10 protein-coding genes are annotated in these 17,515 nt (G+C 61.2%); 5 read left to right on the top strand and 5 right to left on the bottom strand.

Annotated elements, in window-relative coordinates:
• Position 1: 1 nt before the first annotated feature.
• The 5 genes from LRQ04_RS05195 to LRQ04_RS05175 all read right to left on the bottom strand — a co-directional run bounded on the left by LRQ04_RS05195 (position 2) and on the right by LRQ04_RS05175 (position 5,906).
• On the bottom strand, positions 2 to 1,441 hold the full coding sequence (locus LRQ04_RS05195; RefSeq protein ID WP_235518133.1) for an NAD(P)/FAD-dependent oxidoreductase: 1,440 nt from the start codon (positions 1,439 to 1,441) through the stop codon (positions 2 to 4).
• Positions 1,434 to 2,939 carry a glycosyltransferase family 87 protein gene (locus LRQ04_RS05190; protein ID WP_235518132.1) on the bottom strand — a complete coding sequence of 502 codons (1,506 nt, stop codon included), beginning with the start codon at positions 2,937 to 2,939 and terminating at the stop codon, positions 1,434 to 1,436. Before LRQ04_RS05190 ends, LRQ04_RS05195 begins: the two co-directional genes overlap by 8 nt.
• Before the next feature lie 169 nt (positions 2,940 to 3,108).
• Entirely contained in the window at positions 3,109 to 3,249 is a 141-nt protein-coding gene (locus tag LRQ04_RS05185) for a hypothetical protein (protein WP_235518131.1), read from the bottom strand.
• Between the two features lie 609 nt (positions 3,250 to 3,858).
• Entirely contained in the window at positions 3,859 to 4,440 is a 582-nt protein-coding gene (locus LRQ04_RS05180) for a histidine phosphatase family protein (RefSeq protein WP_235518129.1), read from the bottom strand.
• The gene (locus tag LRQ04_RS05175; protein ID WP_235518128.1) at positions 4,437 to 5,906 is read right to left on the bottom strand and encodes a CCA tRNA nucleotidyltransferase; all 1,470 of its coding nucleotides are present in this window, start codon (positions 5,904 to 5,906) and stop codon (positions 4,437 to 4,439) included. The genes LRQ04_RS05180 and LRQ04_RS05175 overlap by 4 nt, the downstream gene beginning before the upstream one ends.
• Before the next feature lie 196 nt (positions 5,907 to 6,102).
• Here LRQ04_RS05175 and LRQ04_RS05170 point away from each other — a divergent pair, with 196 nt between their 5' ends.
• The 5 genes from LRQ04_RS05170 to trxA all read left to right on the top strand — a co-directional run bounded on the left by LRQ04_RS05170 (position 6,103) and on the right by trxA (position 11,997).
• Complete coding sequence (locus LRQ04_RS05170; RefSeq protein WP_235518689.1) at positions 6,103 to 6,606, top strand: NUDIX hydrolase; 504 nt, start codon at positions 6,103 to 6,105, stop codon at positions 6,604 to 6,606.
• 26 nt (positions 6,607 to 6,632) lie between these two features.
• Positions 6,633 to 8,639 carry a murein biosynthesis integral membrane protein MurJ gene (gene murJ / locus LRQ04_RS05165; protein ID WP_235518127.1) on the top strand — a complete coding sequence of 669 codons (2,007 nt, stop codon included), beginning with the start codon at positions 6,633 to 6,635 and terminating at the stop codon, positions 8,637 to 8,639.
• A gap of 140 nt (positions 8,640 to 8,779) precedes the next feature.
• Complete coding sequence (locus tag LRQ04_RS05160) at positions 8,780 to 10,462, top strand: ABC transporter substrate-binding protein (protein WP_235518123.1); 1,683 nt, start codon at positions 8,780 to 8,782, stop codon at positions 10,460 to 10,462.
• 228 nt (positions 10,463 to 10,690) lie between these two features.
• The gene (trxB, locus tag LRQ04_RS05155) at positions 10,691 to 11,647 is read left to right on the top strand and encodes a thioredoxin-disulfide reductase (protein ID WP_235518122.1); all 957 of its coding nucleotides are present in this window, start codon (positions 10,691 to 10,693) and stop codon (positions 11,645 to 11,647) included.
• Between the two features lie 23 nt (positions 11,648 to 11,670).
• Positions 11,671 to 11,997 (top strand): thioredoxin, encoded by a 327-nt coding sequence (gene trxA / locus LRQ04_RS05150; protein WP_235518120.1) that lies wholly within the window; start codon positions 11,671 to 11,673, stop codon positions 11,995 to 11,997.
• The last annotated feature ends 5,518 nt before the right edge of the window (positions 11,998 to 17,515 follow it).

Genomic DNA, 17,515 nt, shown 5'->3' with positions numbered 1-17,515 from the left:
GCTAAACGCCCAGCCCGGGTACCCGCAATTTGAATATGTCCTTAAGGGCATGTTTAGCCGCGTGGTACCCGGGCATTCCTGTCACTCCGGGACCTGGCGGCGTTGAGGACGAACACAGATAGACACCCGGCATCGGCGTCCGCCAAGGCACATTGGACACCACGGGCCGCTGCACCAGCCCACGGAGATCCAGGATGCCTGCGCTGAAGTCGCCACCCACATAGTTTTCGTTGTACGCAGCCAGTTCTGCCGCCGTCGTGGTCTTTGACGCCACCACGACGTCCCTGAAGCCGGGCGCATATCGCTCGATGCGGGCCGTTACCGCCTCCGCCATATCCACGGTGGAGTTGGCAGGGACGTGGCAGTAGGACCACAGGATGTGGCGGCCTTCAGGTGCGCGGGTCGGGTCCAGCAGGGACGGCTGGGAAACCAGGACGTAGGGCTGCGGTGGATACTTGCCCATCGCTACCAGATTCTCGGATTCGGCCATGGCAAGCCGTGAACCTCCCACATGGACCGTGCCTGCCTTGGCCAGGCCTGGATCCAACCAAGGCACAGGCCCGGAGAGAATAAAGTCCACTTTGCATGCTGCATTCCCGAATCGGAATGCTTCCAGTGCCCGGCGGTAGCGGTCGGGTACTTCCGCGCCGCCGATCCGGGCCAGGGTCGGGGGAGCAACATCCAACAGGATGGCGTCCGAGGGCCGAACCTGGTCCAGGGAGTCCACTCGTTCACCTACGTGGATGGTTCCTCCGTGGGCGGTCACGTCATCCGCCATCGCCTGGGCAATGGACATTGAGCCCCCTACGGGAATCGGCCAACCGCCGGCATGGGCAAGGACCCCGAGCAGGAGCCCGGCGCCGGTTGAGCTCAGGGACGGTTGCGAACCCAGCGCGTGCGACATCACCCCGGTCAGGAGCGCGGGCGCTGCCTCCTCCCGGAAGCGGCGGCCCCACATGGGCGTGCCCTGATCCAGCGTGGCAAGACCAAAGCCCATGGCGGCCAACGGGTCTTTGGGTATGCGCAGCAGCTGGTTGGACGTAAATTCCACCACCCCGGAGACCCGCTCCAGCAGGGGTTCCATGAGCCGGCGGTATGCCGGTCCATCCACGCCCAAGCCCTGGACAGTCCTGTCCAGCGACTGGTAAGCCAACGCGGCACCGCCCACGTCCAGGGGTGTTCCGTGCTGAACTTCCGGGACCCGCAGTTCAATTCGTTTGGACAGCTCGAAGGCACGGAAGAACGGCGACGCCAATGCCATGGGGTGTACCGCGGAGCAGATGTCGTAGAAATGCCCGGGTTCCATCAGCTCACTGGTGCGCGAACCTCCGCCAATGGCGTTCGCGGCCTCGTAAACGTGTACCTTCAGGCCCGCACGGGCCATGACCACTGCTGCCGCCAGACCATTGGGGCCCGCGCCGACGACGGCGACATCACCCATTGCTGCCTCCCTCCACCGCGCGGGCTGCTTGAGCTTCGGCTACCCGATGCCCTCCGGGCAGGACCGACCCGGCCCGGTGGAAGAGGTCGATCCTGAGCCAGTCCGTGGCGCCGTCGAAGGGACCGCCATGTGGGTCATCGTCGCCGTGGAGGCGCACGGGGTCCTGGACCGGATCCCAGATATCCATAACAACCCTCGCCATCAGGTAGGCCGTGGCGGCCATGTGCAGGACCACCGCCATCACGTAATAGGACATATCGATGTTGTGCTGCACGGGTCCGCCACTGGTCGCCTGGCCAAGGTACATCCAAATAGCCGCCCAATGCAGGCCTTCGGCAGCCTGCCACAGGAGGAAGTCGCGCCAGCGGGGCCGCGCCAGGGCAAGGAGCGGGATCAGCCAGAGAACGAATTGGGGCGAGTAGACCTTGTTGGTCAGGATGAACGCGGCGACAATCAGGAAGACGAGCTGGGCGATCCGTGGCCGCCGCGGCGCACACAGGGCCACCACGGCAATGAGGATGGACGCCAGGACAAACAGGGCCAACGCAACCACGTTGATGCTGGCCGCATCCATCTGCATCCAGTGGAGCCGGTCCGCTACCAGGTTGTAGGAAAACCACGGCGAGCTGTAGCCGGCGGGCCGGTCCTGGGTGAACTCGAAGAAGTACTGCCAGCCGGTAGGGTTCAGGGCCGCGAATGGAAGGTTGACTACCAGCCAGGACACCAGGGCAGCTCCTGCGGTGACAAGGAACGGCCGGAACTTTCCGGTCCGAAGGGCCAGCAGTAGCACGGCACCGAGGAACAGGACCGGGTAGAGCTTGGTGGCAGTGCCCAGCCCGATGCATACTCCGGCAAAGAGTAGTTTGTCCCTGGAGAAGAAGTACATTCCCAAGGCGAGCAGAGCCACCGCCCACATGTCCCAGTTGATCAGGCCGGCCAAGACAATCCCGGGTGCCAAGGCCACCATGGCGGCATCCCAAGGGCGACGCTTGTTGATTCTGGCGGTGAGGAGGACGGTGACAATCCACATGGCCACAATCAACGTGGCGTTCACATCGAAATAGCCCAGAACCCGATCATTGTTGACCGCCTGGCCGGGCACCAGCAGGGCAGTGATCCCAGCGATGATCCCCATCAGCACGGGGTATTCAAACTGGCTGCCTTGGGTGAACAGGGGGATGACTCCGTCGCCGAGTCCACGGTTCTTAAAAAGTTCGGGGAAGTCGGAGTAGCAGGTGGAGTAGAACTGCCCGGGAGTTTCCCAACCGTTGACCCGGCAGTAGTCCTTGGCGAGCACGGCCAGCAGCGCCGCCAGCACGGTGAGGAGGATCAGGACCCGTTCCACAGTGAACGGGCCGGAAGAAGCTTCGCCTGGCGATGAGTGCCTGCCCAGCGGACCGCCTATGAGCTCTGTGAAGTTCCGGAGCAGGCTGTCACTGCGGCTGGGAACCACCACGCGGGCACGTTTCTGAGGCCGGTGCGGCTTCGTCTCCTGCATGGCTCGAGCTTACAGTCACCACTTGGAACAGGGCATCAGGTTCCGCCCCGACTCCCTTGGATGAACCAATGCGCTTAAAAGGCGGAAGCCCACGCGTAGCCGCGCGGGCTTCCGGAGGTTCAACAAAGTCGTGTGGCATCCGTGTCTCCTTCGGACAGGCTGAAGGACATCAGCGGATCAGTCCCATCTGGTGCAGGGCAACGTAAACGTCTTCACGGCGTTGGTCCAGCAGCTGGCCGTTGAACAGGGTGCGGTCCTTGGGAGCTGTGACGCTCTTGAAGAAACGCATGTCTTCGGGGCGCTTTCGCATGGTTCACCTCCTTTCAGGGGGATTATGCCGGGAATTTAGGCGCAACAATTAGGACCATTTGAAGGCAAAGAATTCAAAGGGCCAAAAAGGGTGCGAAAAACCGAGCTGGTTTAAGGGTAATTAGCGGACCGAATCAGGAATTCCTGAAACGTCATTGCATCATTGTGCGGGCTTCCGGCAGTCGACCCAACAAGAAGCTGGTTCCGAACTTTGGGAAAACTGCGCACCCGCGGCATGCTGCGTGGGTCCGCGCCTACAACTGACTACTCAGCCATCCAAGGAAATGAAGGCTTGTCATGAACACCGCCGGCAACAGGCCGGTCCGGTGGATCAGGAGTGGGTCAGAGAGCAAAAATGGCGTCGATCATCAGCAGAGGCCGGGGCAGCATTGACGGTCAACTTCCGTCCGCTAGTCAAAGTAATCATTTTTCCCAACCTCCTTCCGGCCTTTACAGCCTGCTGTGGCATTCACCCGGGTGACTAATCGGAAGAATGCGCGCCTTGTTCCCGGCCGATCGCTCTGGGAACAAGATATAAGCTACCCCATGAACAGGGAGTTTGGCCAGCACAATTCACTGTTTCGCCAAAACTTTTTCTTAATGAATGTTTCTAGAGACCCCAGCGCACAATTGCGGGCGTGCGCTTATCCCATCCGAGCGTGCAGACTTTAGCTGTTCCGAGGACGAAATGCCGGCCTTCCCGGGCGTCCATTTCCAGCCAACGTGCGGTGAGGATTCGGGAGAAATGCCCGTGTGCCACCACCAGGACGTTGTCCATTCCGGATTCCAGGACGCGCCCAATGATCTTGTCGGCACGGGCAGCCACCTCATCCAGGGTCTCCCCGTTGGGAACACCATCCGTCCAGATGAGGTAATCCGGGTTGTCCTTACGGATCAGGTCCGAGCTGATGCCCTCGTAGTCGCCATAGTTCCATTCGACGGCCAGCGGCTCGTGCACCGCTTCCGGGTAGCCGGCCAGTTCAGCTGTACGGCGGGCACGTCGCAGCGGTGAGGTCAGCACCAGGTCGAATTCGATGCCCTCCAGGACCTTTCGTGCCTCAACAGCCTGCTGCTCACCCTCAACAGTGAGGGGCAGATCAGTCAGACCCGTGTACTGGCCGCTCTTGGACCACTCCGTCTCGCCGTGGCGAAGGATCCAGAGTTGCGGGCGCGGGGAAGTCGCTGCATTCATGAGGGCTCCTCAGTTTCAGTCAAAGGCTCGACGACGGCGGACTCGGGTTGCGTGGCCCACCATGCCAACAGCTTCTGCTCGGCTTCCTCCGGGGACAGCGGTCCGTGTTCCATACGCTCTTCCAGGAGGAACTTGTAGGCCTTGCCCACCACCGGTCCGGGCTTGAGTCCCAGAAGGGCCATGATCTGCGCTCCATCGAGGTCAGGCCGGACGGCAGCCAGCGATTCCTGCTCCAAGAGCGCCGCGATGCGGTGCTCAAGGTCATCGTAGGCGAAGGACAAGCGGTCAGCCTTGCGCTGGTTACGCGTGGTGACATCGGAGCGGGTGAGCCGATGCAGGCGTTCCAGCAGGGGACCGGCGTCGGTAACGTACCGGCGGACAGCCGAGTCGCTCCAGCCAGCATCGCCGTAGCCGTAGAAGCGCATGTGGAGTTCCACCAATCGGGCAACGGCCTTGATCGAGTCGTTGTCGAAGCGCAGGGCTTTCATGCGCTTGGCCACCAGCTTGGCGCCCACCACGTCATGGTGGCGGAAGCTTACTGCGCCGCCCGGTTCAAAACGGCGCGTAGCCGGCTTGCCGACGTCGTGCATCAACGCAGCGAACCTCAGCACGAAGTCCGGCCCGGGCACGGGGCCATCGGGACCCGATTCGAGTGCGGCGGCCTGCTCCAGCACCTGGAGGGAATGCTGGTACACATCCTTGTGACGGTGGTGTTCGTCGGCTTCCAGGCGCAACGCGGAGACCTCGGGGAGCACGAACTCGGCCAGTCCTGTATCCACCAGGAGGTCGATGCCCACTCGCGGGTGGGCTCCGTTAATGAGTTTGACCAGCTCTTCGCGGACGCGCTCGGCGGAAATGATTTTGATCCGGTCGGCCATTTGGGTCATGGCGCGCCGGACGTCGTCGTGAACCGACACGCCGAGCTGCGACGCGAACCGGGCCGCACGCATCATGCGCAGGGGGTCATCCGAGAATGACGCCTCGGGGGCGCCGGGTGTTGCCAGTTCGGAGGCGTGGAGGTCGCGGACGCCGCCGAAAGGGTCCACGAGTTCAAGGCTGGGCAGCCGGAGGGCCATGGCGTTGATGGTGAAGTCGCGGCGGAGCAGGTCATCCGTCAAGGAGTTCCCGAAGGCCACCACTGGCTTTCGCGAATCGGGGTCGTACGCCTCGGCTCGGTACGTGGTGATTTCGATCTGGAAGCCACTCTTACGCATCCCGATGGTGCCGAAAGCCCGGCCGATTTCCCAGAAGTTGTCAGCCCACTTCCTGATGACAGCGATCGTCTGGTCCGGCGTGGCGTCCGTGGTGAAGTCGAGGTCCGGGGAGGTCCTCCCAAGGAAGAGGTCGCGGACAGGTCCACCCACCAAAGACAGCTCGTAGCCGGCGTCGACAAAGCGCTGCCCGAGGTCGAGCACCACCGGATCGATGGTGAAGTTAACAGAAGAGCTGTCCAATACGTGCGCCATAGTCCCTTAAGCTTGGCAGATTTTTACCCCGGAGTGGGCCACTGTTCCATGCAATATCAGGCATGCGTCCGCGGACCGTCTCCTGCAGTCCATCTTGTAGCCATGTCCCGGTCATCACTCGAGGGCAAGAGTCGTTAGAGTGGACCTCATGGCCAACCCGATCCCGAGCGCTCCTGGCAGGAGGACAAACGCACCGTTGCCGTCGGCAATCGGTGCCCACGTCGCGCCTGCCCCGCAGCACCCGGTACAGGCCTCACTTCCCACTGTTGAGGAAGTGTCAGCCGGCGGCGTTGTTGTAGACACGTCCGACGGCGAACTCAGGGTTGCGATTATCGCCCGCCTTAATAGGGGTGGCCGGCTCGAGTGGTGCCTGCCCAAGGGCCATCCCGAGGGCCGCGAAAACAACGAGGAAGCGGCCGTCCGCGAGATCGCCGAGGAAACCGGCATCGAAGGCCGCATCCTGGCACCCCTGGGCAGCATTGACTACTGGTTCACAGTGAGCGGCCACCGCGTCCACAAAACCGTCCACCACTTCCTGCTCCGGGCAACGGGCGGTGAGCTGACCATCGAAAACGATCCTGACCAGGAGGCCGTGGATGCCGCGTGGGTTCCCATCCAGGAACTGGCCCGCAAACTGTCCTTCCCGAATGAACGCCGCATCGCCGATCTGGCACGGGAAGTGCTGCCCGAACACCTCTGACCCGGGTACATGGGACGATAAAGGCGATGTCTGAAGCCAAAACAACCCAGTCCGTTCAATCCGGAGAAGCACGTTCCAGCGCCATCATGGCCGCAGGGACGCTCGTTTCCCGGTTCCTTGGCTTCGCCAAAACGTGGATGCTCGGTACAGCCCTCGGGCTTGGTTCGACCATTAATGACACCTTCATTAATGCCAACAACCTGCCGAACCTGATCTTCCTGCTGGTGGCCGGTGGCGTGTTCAACGCCGTACTGGTGCCGCAGATCATCAAGGCGAGTAAAGCCCCGGACCGTGGAGCTGACTACCTCAGTCGGCTGCTGACCCTTGCGGTGTTGGTGCTCCTTGCCCTGACCGCGTTGGTAACCCTTGCTGCACCACTGGTCATCGACCTCACCACACAGGGGTATTCCGAGCAACAAAAGGCCCTGGCGGTCACCTTTGCCTTCTGGTGCCTCCCACAGATCTTCTTCTACGGGCTCTACGCCCTTCTGACCCAGGTGTTGAACGCCCACGGAGCGTTTGGCCCCGCCATGTGGGCCCCCATCTTGAACAACCTGGTAGCCATCGCCGGCCTGGGGATGTTCATTTGGATCCTTGGAGAGAATCTCAGCAACCCCCACACCCTGGACAATTGGGGTCCCACCCAGACGTTGCTGATCGCAGGGTTCTCAACCTTTGGCGTCGTTGCGCAGACAGCCATCCTGTTGGTTCCCGTCTTCCGGCTGCGCCTTGGCCTCCGTCCCCGTTTCGGGTGGCGCGGTGTCGGACTTGGCCAGGCTGCCAAGCTGAGCGTATGGACCCTGGCGACTGCCGCCGTCGGGCAGTTGGCCTTCCTCTACATCATGAGGATCGCCACGATTCCCGGCGCCGAGCGGCTCCGGCTGAACAATGCGGGGGACACGGCCGCTGCTGCTGTCCTGCCCGGTAACGCCGTCCTGGAAGTCGCCAGCCAGCTGTACCTGCTGCCGCACTCGATTATTGCTTTGTCCTTGGCAACCGTCCTCTTTAACCGCATGACGCGCGCGTCGCAGGACGGCAACAAAGCCGAGCTTCGCGATGCCCTCTCCCATGGTCTCCGGACCATGGCTGTTGCAACGGTCTTCGGTGCCTTGGCGCTGTTTGCCTTGGCCGGCCCGCTGGGCATGTTCTTCTCGGGCGGCAACTCGCAGGACGGCGTCATGCTCGCACAGACGCTCACCATCCTGGCTTTGAGCACCCCGTTCCTGAGCGCCAACTTCATGATGTCCCGCGTGTTCTACGCCAACGAGGACGCACGCACGCCCCTGTATGTGCAGCTGTGGCTGGCGGTGATCTACGTGGTGGGCGCGTTCTTCATCCAGTTCCTCCCCGTCGGCCAGATCATTTACGCCATCGCGATCCTCTACACGCTGGGCAATATCCTCTCCGTGGTGATCAGCGTGATCTTCCTGCGTCGCTTGCTGGGCCACCTCGACGGACCACGGATCGCGAACTCGTACATCCGCATGGGCTACGCCGGTCTCGGCTCCGCACTGGCCGGAGCCGCGGCCCTTTGGCTGTTGGGGAGCTACCGCGCCGACGGCTTCGCATGGAGCAGCCGCCCGGCCGCCCTGGTGACGGTGGTCGTCGTCGGGCCCGTCATGTTGCTCGCCTACCTGGTCCTGTTGCGCGTCTTCCACGTCACCGAACTTCGCGATCTCCTCCGCCCGCTCATGGGCCGCTTGGGCCGCGGGGCGCCGGAACCGGTCGTCGAAGGAACCTCAGAAACCACGACGCCGGAACGCGCCACAGTCTCGGACGACACCGGTTTGATCCCCCGCATCTCGGGCGAGTTCGACGCCGCCTCGTTCAGGGCCGGCCCGGCAGTCGGGGCCCAGCGCACCGCTCCAGCGCCCGCCACGGACGCTCCAAAGTCCTACCTGCCCGACGAAGACGTGCCCAGCACAGCCTTGGGTGGCAGGTTCCGTCCGCAGGTCCCGTTGCCGGGCCGGCGCACTTACCAAGGCGACGCGGGTCGCAATCCATACTTCCCCAGCAGGCAAAACAAGAAGTAAGCCGGTGCCGCCAACGCGGGCGGCGGGCACCAATCGGCTAGGCTAGAAACGAATATAGGTAGTTGCAAAAGCGGTTAATCCGGCTCGCCGGGCCAGCCGTTTGCAGGACCCGCAACTCCCGGACAGCCTAGGAGGAACACGTGTCCCACCCGATCGACGTCGGATCAGTACTTGGCGGCCGCTACAAGGTCACGGCCAATGTGTTGACCTCGCATGACCAAGATCAGGTGCTCGACGGCGTGGACCAGGTCCTCAACCGTCCTGTGAGCATCCTTGTCGCTGGACCCGGAAATGCCGAGCAGGTTGCGCAGAGCGCCCGCGAAGTGGCCACGGGGGAGCGCCCCGGCCACGTCCAGATCCTGGACCTGGGCATCAGCGATAACACCACGTACCTCATCACCAACCACAGCTCCGCACCGGACCTGCTGGACCTCGTTGTGGCCACCAACCCGCCGTATATCGAGCCGTTCTTCACGGAGACGCTCGGCAGCGAGATCTTTGGGCAGCCGCGCACGTACGAGCCCGAAACCTACGACGGCCTCTACGAGGATGACGAGCACGACGCCGAGTACATCCAATATGACGAAAACGGATACCCCATTCCGTCCGAGGCTGATACCGAGCAGACAACCGCTGGTTCCGAGGCGGGGAACGTACCTCCGAAGCCTGCCTCGAACCCCTCATCCGCCAAAAGTGGAATCGCCGGCAAACTGGCTGCGGCTGCTGCCGGGGCCGGAGCAGCGGGTCTCGCTGCCGCTGCAGCGCTGAAGAACCAGGGTTCAAGGAATCACGACGCCGACGCTGCCGCCCCTGCTGCTTCCGGGGGAGCGTCGCCTGCGGCATCCGCCCAGCCGCCCACCCAGGCTGTTACTTCCCAACCGACTCCGCCGCCGGCCCGGCCCGCTGCTCCGACGCAACCGCCTACCCAGGCCGTGAACTCCCAGCCAGCACCCGTCAGCGAACCGGCCAAACCCGCCGAGTCCACTGAACCCAAGGTCTCGCTCTGGTCCGAAGAAGATTACGGCTTTGCAGGAGCCGGCGCCGCTGCCGGGGGAGCTGCCGCTGCGGGCAGTACCTCAGACACTGGTTACGACCGCGCCCCCACCAGCTTCCCGGCGTCGGCCGCAGTCCAGGAAAACTACGAGGACGACGAGGTATACGAAGACGAGGCTCCCGAGAAGGAGCCCCGCTCGCTTCGCTGGCTGGTTGGTGGCCTGCTGGCTGTGGTCCTGGTGGTAGGCCTGGTCCTGGCTGTTACCAACCTTGGCAGCCTCTTCCCGAGCAGCGCGCCCGCGGCAAGCCAGAGCACGCCGGCCCCCCCGTCCACCGAAACCAAAACTGAAGAACCGGCCCCCACGCAGGCTCCGCCGCCCGCCACGCCGCCGGCGATCGACAGCATCACGCGGCTGGGAGATTTCCCCTTCGCAGCCACCTACGACAAGGACCTTGCACGAGCCTTCGATGGCAACGCTGCAAGTTACTGGTCAGACATGGAATTTGCGACCGCAGACTGGGGTGGCCTGGTCACGAACATGCCGCTGGTCATCAAGCTCAAGGAAAAGACCGAGGTCAAGTCCATTGTGCTGAACCAGCTGGGTGGATCGGGTGGCAGCATCAGCGTCTACACCAACGACCGTCCTGCCATGGACGGAGCGAAGCTCGTTGGTACCAACAGCTTTACCTCGCCTGAATTGACCCTGCCCCTGGCAGCGCCGACGCAGACTCAGTACATCATTGTGGATATCAAGACGCTCCCCAAGCTGGCCGCCCCGAAGACGCGGTTCGGTTTCGGTCTGCGCTTGGCCGAGGTTGGGGTCCAGTAGTCCGCACCAGCCATGAGAGCAGGGGCCGTTCTGACTTGTCAGGGCGGCCCCTACTGTTATCTGCGCGGGCGTCACCACTTCGATGTGGCCCGCGTCCAGAAGGTACCCTGAATGTTGGTGGCTTTTAGGGCCGACAAACTCCAACGGAATATTTGGGGCTTAACTGGGGTTGAGTCAGGTGGCTGCCCCGAAAGCCGCAGCATCGACTAAGGAAGAGGTTCACGCCACGTGAGCATTGCAGAAAACGGCGCATCGCAGGTGCGCGACGTCATCATCGTAGGTTCAGGCCCCGCTGGCTACACAGCCGCTGTTTACACCGCCCGTGCCAACATGAATCCTCTGCTCATTGCCGGTTCTGTCACCGCTGGTGGCGAATTGATGAACACCACGGACGTTGAGAACTACCCGGGATTCCCGGAAGGCATCATGGGTCCGGACCTGATGGAGAACTTCGAAAAGCAGGCCGCCCGATTCGGCACTGAGATCCAGTTCGAGGACGTCACCGAACTGGACCTCGACGACGACATCAAGACGGTCACCATCGGTACGGGGGAGACCTTCCAGGCGAAGGCCATCATTCTGTCCACGGGATCGGCATACCGCGAGCTCGGTTTGGCTAACGAAAAGCGGCTCTCAGGCCACGGCGTTAGCTGGTGTGCAACCTGCGACGGTTTCTTCTTCAAGGACCAGGACATCGCTGTTATCGGCGGCGGCGACTCTGCAATGGAAGAAGCACTCTTCCTCACCAAGTTCGCCAAGTCCGTCACGGTCGTCCACCGCCGCGACACCCTCAAGGCATCGAAGATCATGGGCGACCGCGCCCAGGCACACGAAAAGATCAAGTTTGTCTGGAACACGGCCGTTGAAGACGTCCTCGGCGAGGACAAGGTCACGGGCCTGAAGTTGAAGAACCTGGTGGACGGCACTGAGTCCGAGCTCGCTGTCACCGGTGTGTTCGTGGCCATTGGCAACGATCCCCGCACAGACCTCGTCAAGGGCAAGGTGGAACTTACCCCCGAAGGAACCATCGCCGTCGAGGGCCGCAGCTCCAAGACGAACATCAAGGGTGTCTTCGCCGCAGGCGACGTTATCGACCCCACCTACCGCCAAGCCATCACGGCTTCGGGCTCCGGCTGTGTAGCTGCTCTTGACGTAGAGCACTACCTCGCGGACCTGAACTCCTAAGCAACCATACGAAGGGAAAAGTTATGAGCAACGCAAAAGACGTAACTGACGCAAGCTTCAGCACGGATGTCCTGGCTTCCGAGAAGCCGGTCATCGTGGACTTCTGGGCAGAGTGGTGTGGCCCCTGCCGCAAGCTCGGCCCCATCCTCGACGAGATCTCGGTCGAGTACAGCGACAAGGTTGAGGTCGTGAAACTCAACGTTGACGACAACCCTGCCATCGCAGCTGAGTACGGCATCACTTCCATCCCTGCCGTCTACCTGTTCAGCGGGGGAGAAGTGAAGAACACCGTCATCGGTGCCAAGCCGAAGCAGTTCTTCGAAAAGGAATTCTCGGACGTACTGTCCTAACCTTCCGCTCAAGGTCTAAGGCCGGCGGTTTCTGCTCCTCACGGAGCGGGAGCCGCCGGCTTTTTGTTCTTTTCTTGGAAATGAACCTTCCAAGGATGCATTGGTGGCTTATGTGCGTGTGGGGACGTCCGGTGCGCTCCTGAACGGTAATGCGGCTTCCCGCTCACTGGGGTAGGGGCAACTCAACCCTCACTCACATCCCAGCCCCTTCAACCCAACCCTCACTCACATCCCGGCCCCTTCAGCCCGACGCTCGCTCACATCCCCGCCCCTTCCCGCCAACCCTCACTCACGTCCCCGCCCCTTCAGCCCGACGCTCGCTCACATCCCGGCCCCTTCAACCTGACGCTCACTCACATCCCGGCCCCTTCAACCTGGCGCTCGCTCACATCCCGGCCCCCAAGGATGCGATGCCGCCACTGGAGGGTGATGACCGCTGTGGACCCAGAGGCAACTTCTTCTGCTTCCGCTTCTCTGCTGTTTGACGCACCCGATGTGGGCACAACCAAGGGTTAGCGTAGGTCGTGTGGGGGATTGCTGAGAGTGCTGGTGGCAGAACGATACGAGTCTGGCAATCTCGCGATCGTCGGCCCGTTGGCCTCGGCATCGAAGGATGTTTCACGTGAAACCGATCCATCCATCCGTGGCTCGGGGCAAAACCCGTCGGGGCCAGATCTCGCCGGCGGTGCTCCCGAGACCCTGTTTCAAGCATTCGACTCGAGTCGACTGGATACCGCCGACGTGACCCAAGAACCAGCGAAGAGGGTGACCAGCGCGCTGGCAAGCATACTAAGCAGCGTCTTGTGGTTGGTAGCTAGGAAGTAGTGCCCGGTTCCTGCATTTGGGAACCCTGCATCCGCGCTCGTTGCTTCGAAACAACAACACCCTGACAGTGGAGTCACTCTGCTATCACCAAGTGCCTCAGCGAGGCTTCGGTCAACTCTCGGCGTTTGTGTTCCTTCAGCACTGCCTAGGCGTTGAGACACGCAGAACGAGTCAGACACCGGAAGGGGAATCCGACGACCTACACGCCTCCGGTACAACGTGACTCTTTTAGACTGTTCGGTCTGCAACCGCAAGGCTCCAGGGACCCCCCACCCACGAGACACCACACCTACCGCAGACATGGGCAGGATGTGCCCTGACCTCAAGGCCGCCCACTAAACAGTGCTGGCCCGTGAACCTACTCCTGGATGGTTGTTGACCCCTCGCAGCACTTACCTGCTGCCTGGCCCTCCCCACCCTTCACAGACCATCGCAGAGCATCAGCACTTCCGTTCCAGGCGGGCGTCCAAGAACAAAACACCGTAAAACATCCATGTTTCACGTGAAACAGACCCTTGGTGAAGCTTCAGCGGGCCTTCCGCAGAGCAGCTACGGTGATCTCCCCGTACTCCTGCGTGTATCGAAAGCTCATTTGCGCAACAGGAAAGCTCCCAAAGGTACGCATCGTGCATGTCACCTACAAGGAGCTCTGGGGGAAGGGAGCTGTTGTCGTTCCGTACTCAGGTGAGCCCCTTTCCGGTACATCGGCTGCATCGGGCCTTGCCGGTAGCCACAGTTCTCCGACGTTCCATTGATAGCCGGCTCCCGCGGCCGAGCCCGACTCCACTACAGCCGGCTCTCGCAGTTTCTGATGCGATGTCGAGCCTTGCGCGACAGTTCCAGCTCCTGGACCACCGGCGTGGCATACACGGCCCCAGTGCACTTGACTCGCAAGCCTCATCGGATTTGGGCACCGTCGGAATGCCGCCACAGGAGGCAGACCCCTGCGTCGTGTGCCCTCTTGCCCTTGACCCTCGGCTTCGGGCTCCGTGCCCATGACTGGAGAGCTGCGGTACGTACTCAGCGGCGGAAGGTCCACAACAATAGATATAGGGGAGAAAGTTGGATCAGCGGATCTGCTCCGGTCGGTACGGTCCGGAAGGATTGCAGCGGACGCATCGATCCTCCACCAACTCTTTGGCATCACCGCCAATTCGAAGCCACTAAACACCTTCGAACATGCGCTCGGAGATCAACATCGTGTCCTTCCACGATTCGTCCTTCTTACCAAAATCAGTCACGCCAGCTCTCAGCAGGTATGCACAGCAGCCATGGGGGCCGGTCAGGTACCACACGGGACGCCCTCCCAGCCTAGACGGCAAGTCGGTCCCTCAGGCATGCCATCCGGGAACAATAGTCACGATGGCTCGTTCTTGGTGATCCGTCCACCAGGCAGTCCAGTTACAGTCGACCAACGTAGGTCTTCCGGTCAGAAAATGCCCGTTGTTTCTCTCAAGACGGCTTCCCGTCAGGTGATGAACGCGACGATAATGTGACTGTTTCACGTGAAACGGAACAGCCCAAGTGCGCATGGCACGTGCAGCCTAGGAAGAGCCGGCAGCTGCTCCGCTACCGAGCTAGGCCCCGAGCAAGGTTCCTTTGGTCGGGCCGCGTAAGACCTTCCGCCGAGCACCACCACTCTAGAGCATCTGTCTTCACACCGTGGCCGCTTAGGAGGTCCCTCTCCATATAGGGGCTTGCCGCAAAGTCATGCCATGAGCCCTGCAGGACCTGCGCTGCGCCCTAACGCATACCGACGGACAACGCCCTATCAGGTCCACGCAAACCGGTTAGCGGTTCACGCACCTCGCTACTGACTGATTTCAGTGCTACCGGCCAGAAGCCAAATACGCTGCCCGCCACCGGGGCCTGGAGCAGGAACTCAAGGCAAATTCTGTACCCCTCAAGACATCCGATCAATAGGCTCCGATCTTGGCCCAAAGGATCCGTCCTCGAAGGTGGAGAATTGATGCACCTGGAACGTTTGCACCAATTGCGAGAACTAACATCCGGTCTCACGTGAGCCCCTTGTCGCGCACAGTGTCTCTCAAGCAGCCAGGCGCCGGGGCCTTCGAAACGGAACGTCCGTTCGCCTTATGCTCTCTCAAAGGCTATGGAGCTGCACCGGGGGCCTCGCAGGTTTGCGTCAAGGGTGAAGTTGTTCACAAGGTTATCCACAGGCTTTTCCACCGCCCATGAGATTGCCCACAGAATGCTAGGAAACGCATGCTGGACGTTGGCGGAAAGCGCCTCGTACCAGGAGAAGCAGACGACCCTCCGCTGCCGCCGTCGCGGGGCTGAGTCTCAGTCAGAATTCCGCAGATTCAATAGGAATTGGGACATTTTGAACCGCTGTAGGGAAACAACTGGTCCAGCAAAAGGGCACTTCGCGGTTCTCGCGAGTGTACGGGTCTAATCGCACTGCGAGTTTAACGTCAACGCCCGGAGCCCAGGCTCCTGGGCTGCTAGTGCTGCACTTGAATGAGTAAGTTATCCCCATGGTTATCCACAGCGATATCCACCGGCTTTTCCACAAGCTGTATTCCCCGGTTTGACCTTCTTTGGCCGTAGACTTCGACCACTCATAGCCACTGTTTCACGTGAAACATGACGGTCGACCAGCATGGTCCGGGCACTTGATTGCCGCACTGAGCTTCTAGGGCACGCCATCTCATCTGGCCGTGGGTTCAGGGTCCCCTGACGGTGGCAGTGCGGTTAGAAGAATGCTGACTGGAACGGAACCCAACATCGGATCAATCGGTCGGTGGGCTAGGGCAGGGGAGCGTCAGCTAGTTGCTTGAAATCTACGAGCAGTGGCCTCGCCAGACAGATCTGTCCGGCCAGGGGTACGGTGAATTTTGGTCTCATGCCTGGATAAGCAGGCACGTTCAGGGTTCCACTACGGGAGTCATTGCTACTCGACGCCCCACAGGACCGAGAAGCTGCACTTCGCAGGCCATCGTCCCCAGCATCAGATCAAACGCACACGCGGCTAACCGCGATGTATCACATTCATAGGTAGGCAGTCATGAGGTCTGCTGGAGAGGCGAACAAGATCTGTCAGGTACGGGCACCACAATCGGCTCCACGGCGCCTCAGTCCCTTTAGATCCCCACCCTCGACTCTAATCCGAAGGCCGAAGAGTCGGTTGCTCAATCGTTGAGTTGCCCGGACCTCGAACGGCGCCGGCCCCGCGTGCCCCTCATGCGGGCACATACGCAGTCCACAGTCGTTACACTGACTAGCGCCCGAACTTGGGGCCTTTTACGTCGGCGCCAGTCCTACCGAGCCGCTTTCAGCTTCGAACTTCACCGATGCGTGGGGATTCAATAGCTAACTATCTTTTTCACCTGCCGAGACCGGAAATGCCCTTGATTGATGCCTTAGTGCCACGTCGCGGAGTCGTCTACGTTGCTTCCATCTACGCAGCCCCCGGCGACTCTGGTGCCCCTTGGACGACTCTTGGACATCATGCCCAGCCTTCCCGGCCGTGCACTTCTGCCCATCTATAGTCCCTTCGGAGCGCCCCTCACATTTGGTCTCAGTGCTGTCCGCCCCCACGGGTCTCAAAAGCGGGAAGCCCCTACATGCAGTGGTGTTGGTGACCCTTACAAGAGAAGCTGGTGCGAACAGACGCAGCGGCTTGCCCCACTAAGGCTTGCGTGCCAGATTGACCCCTCCTAGGGGACATTGCCGAAGACTGCCCACCTAGCGTTGGAGCACCGTATTCGCTGCAGCCTTGACGGGCTTGGAGACTGGCCGATTCTCCTTGAAGACCTATCAGCAGCGAGGCCGACTCGGACAAACACGACCTAAACGAACACGAAATAGTCGACTAGTGCCAGCGTTTGACGTGAAACATGTCGAGCGGCCCCGGCAGAACGTATGGCCGCCAAAAGGAATGCAGCGAGGTTATAGGGGGCCGATACTGGAATGCTGGGTCCATATAGGGGCTTCTGCATATCGAACGGGCCCTTTACCCAGAATCGAATTGGAAGAGGGCCGTTTCACGTGAAACATCATCGATGAGTTCCACAGGCTCAGCTCCAGGCGGAACGGTCATCTCCGTCTTTATCGCGGATGGAGGGGCGAAGCCGCCATTGCGATGGCCATCTTGCCTCGGCACCTACCTACCCTCTGGGGGACCGACCACATATGGAGACCTGCCGGCTCGATTTGAGGGCGCCATTGGTTCAATGGTTGGGCTCGTTGAAGCCCCGCTTCAACGGGCGTGTATCTTCCTGTTTCACGTGAAACAACTCGGATATTTGGCACTCCCACTCACTATCCAGCGCCGGGGACATACTGGCCACGCAGGGTGCGAGTAGTTTGAGGTCAAGAGTACGAACGATCAGCGAGTAAAACGGAGACCAAAGAGAGGTGAAAATACCGAAAGGTGGCCCACCGGCGTCCCGCTGCGAAAAGCAGGGCCGCGGGGGGAAGACAGAGACTGCTGTAGTACATACCATCCCAGCCAATCAGACTGGGCACGGGCAATATCGAGCTCCCGAAGACACATCCACATGTATGGCTAGCCAGAGGCCCAGACGCAGTGAATAGGCTCTCAAGGCCCCTGTTTCACGTGAAACACAGAACCTCCAAGGCCCTGCTGCGACCCTCAGCAGACGCAATCGGAGCCTCAAGCTGCACTCAACAAAAGTGGGGCCTGCTCAAAGAGCAGACCCCATCAGTT

The organism is Paenarthrobacter sp. AR 02 (assembly GCF_021538675.1).
GTDB lineage: Bacteria > Actinomycetota > Actinomycetes > Actinomycetales > Micrococcaceae > Arthrobacter.
Note: the sequence above shows the minus strand (reverse complement) of the source record. Positions and strands in the feature narration are given on the sequence as shown.